The 2,790-nt window shown below is 41.7% G+C and carries 5 protein-coding genes; all 5 read left to right on the top strand.

Going from position 1 to position 2,790, the window contains the following annotated elements; genetic code table 11:
- The coding region (gene mobA / locus VLN09_RS07405) for a molybdenum cofactor guanylyltransferase (protein WP_414709105.1) at positions 1 to 387 on the top strand (387 nt) is incomplete at its 5' end.
- A 43-nt stretch (positions 388 to 430) separates the two neighbouring features.
- Positions 431 to 952, top strand: a complete 522-nt coding sequence (gene moaC / locus VLN09_RS07410; RefSeq protein ID WP_325245152.1) for a cyclic pyranopterin monophosphate synthase MoaC — start codon at positions 431 to 433, stop codon at positions 950 to 952.
- Between the two features lie 63 nt (positions 953 to 1,015).
- The gene (locus tag VLN09_RS07415; protein WP_325245154.1) at positions 1,016 to 1,300 is read left to right on the top strand and encodes a MoaD/ThiS family protein; all 285 of its coding nucleotides are present in this window, start codon (positions 1,016 to 1,018) and stop codon (positions 1,298 to 1,300) included.
- A gap of 60 nt (positions 1,301 to 1,360) precedes the next feature.
- A complete protein-coding gene (locus VLN09_RS07420) occupies positions 1,361 to 1,852 on the top strand; it encodes a molybdenum cofactor biosynthesis protein MoaE (protein WP_325245156.1) in 492 nt (163 codons plus the stop codon).
- On the top strand, positions 1,845 to 2,675 hold the full coding sequence (modA, locus tag VLN09_RS07425; protein WP_325245158.1) for a molybdate ABC transporter substrate-binding protein: 831 nt from the start codon (positions 1,845 to 1,847) through the stop codon (positions 2,673 to 2,675). Before VLN09_RS07420 ends, modA begins: the two co-directional genes overlap by 8 nt.
- Positions 2,676 to 2,790: the final 115 nt, after the last annotated feature.

Consider the following 2,790-nt stretch of genomic DNA (forward strand, 5'->3'; position numbering starts at 1 on the left):
CTGCAATTATTGAAAACATTATTAAATGCGACCGATCTAACCCAAATGCAAAATGCGCAGTCGTCTTGGCTGCTATTGATTAGCTGTGATAGCTTGATTCCTATCTCCTATTTATGGCAAAAACTGCAACATTATATGACACAAGGCGCTGATAAATCCGTCATTTGTCTCACCGATGACCATCATTTATATCCATTATTAGGTCTGTATCGCTTAGATATAGAGCCTGATTTAAAGCGCTATCTTGATGATGGACAGCGGCAAGTCATGAAGTTTATTCAGCCGCTTGCGCAGCCTGTACCTTTTATAGAAGAGTGGCAGTATTTAACCAATTTCAATATGCCTAAAGAGTTTGAACGTGCCTGTATTGCATTAAACGACTTATGAAAAGGTTTATTAAGAAAAACCAGCCATTTAAGAGAAACGAAAAATGAATCGCGATAGTGAAAAAAACAGTAATCAACAAAGTGGTCAGTCTGGCTTATCCCATTTAGATAGCGACGGTGACATCACCATGGTTGATGTAAGTGGTAAAACGGCTACGACAAGAGAAGCTCGTGCTCTTGGGCAAGTGGTTTTTCCTGCAGCCATTTATGAGCAAATCAAAGCTGCTGACGGCATGACTAAAAAAGGCAGCATTACGCAGACCGCTCATATCGCCGGCATCATGGCTGCCAAACGCACCCATGACTTGATTCCGCTTTGCCATCCTCTGCCACTAGATAAAATCAGCTTAAGCTTTGAATACGATAATAGCCAAAACAGTATCACTGTGACCGCCACTGTCAAAGTCACGCATAAAACTGGGGTAGAAATGGAGGCGTTGACCGCCGTCAGTGTCGCCTGCCTAACTATTTATGATATGACCAAAGCCATCTCGCATGACATTGTGATTGATAATATCCATTTAATGAAAAAAACTGGCGGTAAGTCTGACTATCAGCATGCGTAAAAGTAATGCGATATGTATAAAGTTAGACAATTAACAAGTAGTTCATGAATGAGAGAAGTTTCTATGAGTACCTTAGTAGAAAGCAATAAAGATACAAATACGACGATGGCTATCACTGTTTTATACTTCGCAAGCTTAGCCGATGAAGCCAATTGTCACGAAGAAAAAATCACTGTGCCACAGTCGACTTCATTAACTGAGTTATATGAGCAATTGCGCCAAAAGCATCGCTTTAGCCGTCCACAGTCAGAGCTACGTGTGGCAGTTAATGATTACTTTTCCAAGTGGACAGATGAGATTTATGACGGTGATAGTGTGGTGTTTATTACCCCAGTAGCAGGCGGCTAACAGCATATAAACGCTCATTTGTATCGCTAATAATAAATAGAGAAAATAGAGAAAATAGATATGAAAGACAAGGTACATGGACAGTCAATGAGCATTAAGCGTAGCATCGATGAAGCTTACCTCATCGCTGAACGTGACGGTTTTGCACTTTTAGATACCGATATTGATGAAAGTCGGCTTAAAAGCACACTTGATGATGACAGCTGTGGCGCCTTTGTATGTTTTGAGGGACGTGTACGCAATCATAATAATGCCAGTAGCGTCAATCGCTTGACCTATTATGGCTACGAAGACCTTGCTATTAATCAAGGTCGCGCCATTATCGAAGAAGCCAAAAAGCGCTTTGAGATTACCCATGCAATTGCTATTCATCGTATCGGCGCGTTAGAGATTGGTGATGTGGCCATTTGGGTCGGGGTGGTCTCTGCCCATCGCTACCCTGCCTTTGATGCTTGTCGCTGGATATTGGATACCATTAAAGCCGACATTCCGGTTTGGAAGCAAGAGTACTACCAAGATGACTCTTCCAAATGGCTAAGCAATAATGGTTAAAAATATAACAATGGCAGCAGTGTGCTTAGCGTTAATGCTAAGCGCTTGTAGCAAAGAGCAGACCACTAAGCCTGCTCAATCGGACGCTGACAATGTCACTGAGCAGAATCAAACGCTTCGCATCGCCGCAGCTGCCAACTTATCTGATGTCCTTCCTGAGATTATCACTGGTTATAAAACGGATAAAAAACTGCCTGCGCAAGAGATTGAAGTGACCTATGCTTCTTCAGGTAAGTTATATGCGCAAATTAAAGCGGGCGCACCTTACGATCTATTCTTATCAGCCGATCAAGAGTTTCCAGCGCAGTTGGTCGATGAGATGTTTAAAGGCGATACAAGCCACACACCATTCACTTATACTCAAGGTCAGTTATCCATTTATAGTGCCACCAAACCTCTCGATGTTCTGAATCAAACTACCTTAACGGATCTGTTTAAAAACGATGACGAAAGCAAAATAACCATTGCCAATCCAGAGCTTGCCCCTTATGGTAAATCAGCTAAAGTCTATTTAGAATCACAAAACCTCTATGATGCTCTCACTGAGCAAAAACGCATTATAAAAGCGGAAAATATTGGTCAAGCTTTTCAATATGCGCATACGGGCAATGTCGATTATGGGTTTGTCGCACAGTCGCAACTGACGGCGATCAAAGCTAAACCTGAGCAGTTTATTACTTTGGCGCCAGAGTCCTATCCACCTATTTTGCAAGATGGCTTGGTTATTGGTGACACTGCTGCCGCGACAGATTTTTCCAACTATCTGCGCTCGCCTAAAGGACAAGCTTACTTTTCTAAAGCAGGTTATTTAGCGGTTAAATAACTTATCTATCAAAGCTAATCTATCCGCTCCCTGAATGGGGCTTACTGATAATAATGCTAAATATCATAAATAATATCTTGAATAAAAGGTAAACAAACAGTAACGCTATGATGTC

This window comes from Psychrobacter sp., assembly GCF_035469765.1.
GTDB lineage: Bacteria > Pseudomonadota > Gammaproteobacteria > Pseudomonadales > Moraxellaceae > Psychrobacter.

Coding starts and splice junctions, on each gene's coding strand:
- moaC (WP_325245152.1), top strand. CDS start 431: ATGAATCGCGATAGTGAAAAAAACAGTAATCAACAAAGTGGTCAGTCT.
- VLN09_RS07415 (WP_325245154.1), top strand. CDS start 1,016: ATGAGTACCTTAGTAGAAAGCAATAAAGATACAAATACGACGATGGCT.
- VLN09_RS07420 (WP_325245156.1), top strand. CDS start 1,361: ATGAAAGACAAGGTACATGGACAGTCAATGAGCATTAAGCGTAGCATC.
- modA (WP_325245158.1), top strand. CDS start 1,845: ATGGTTAAAAATATAACAATGGCAGCAGTGTGCTTAGCGTTAATGCTA.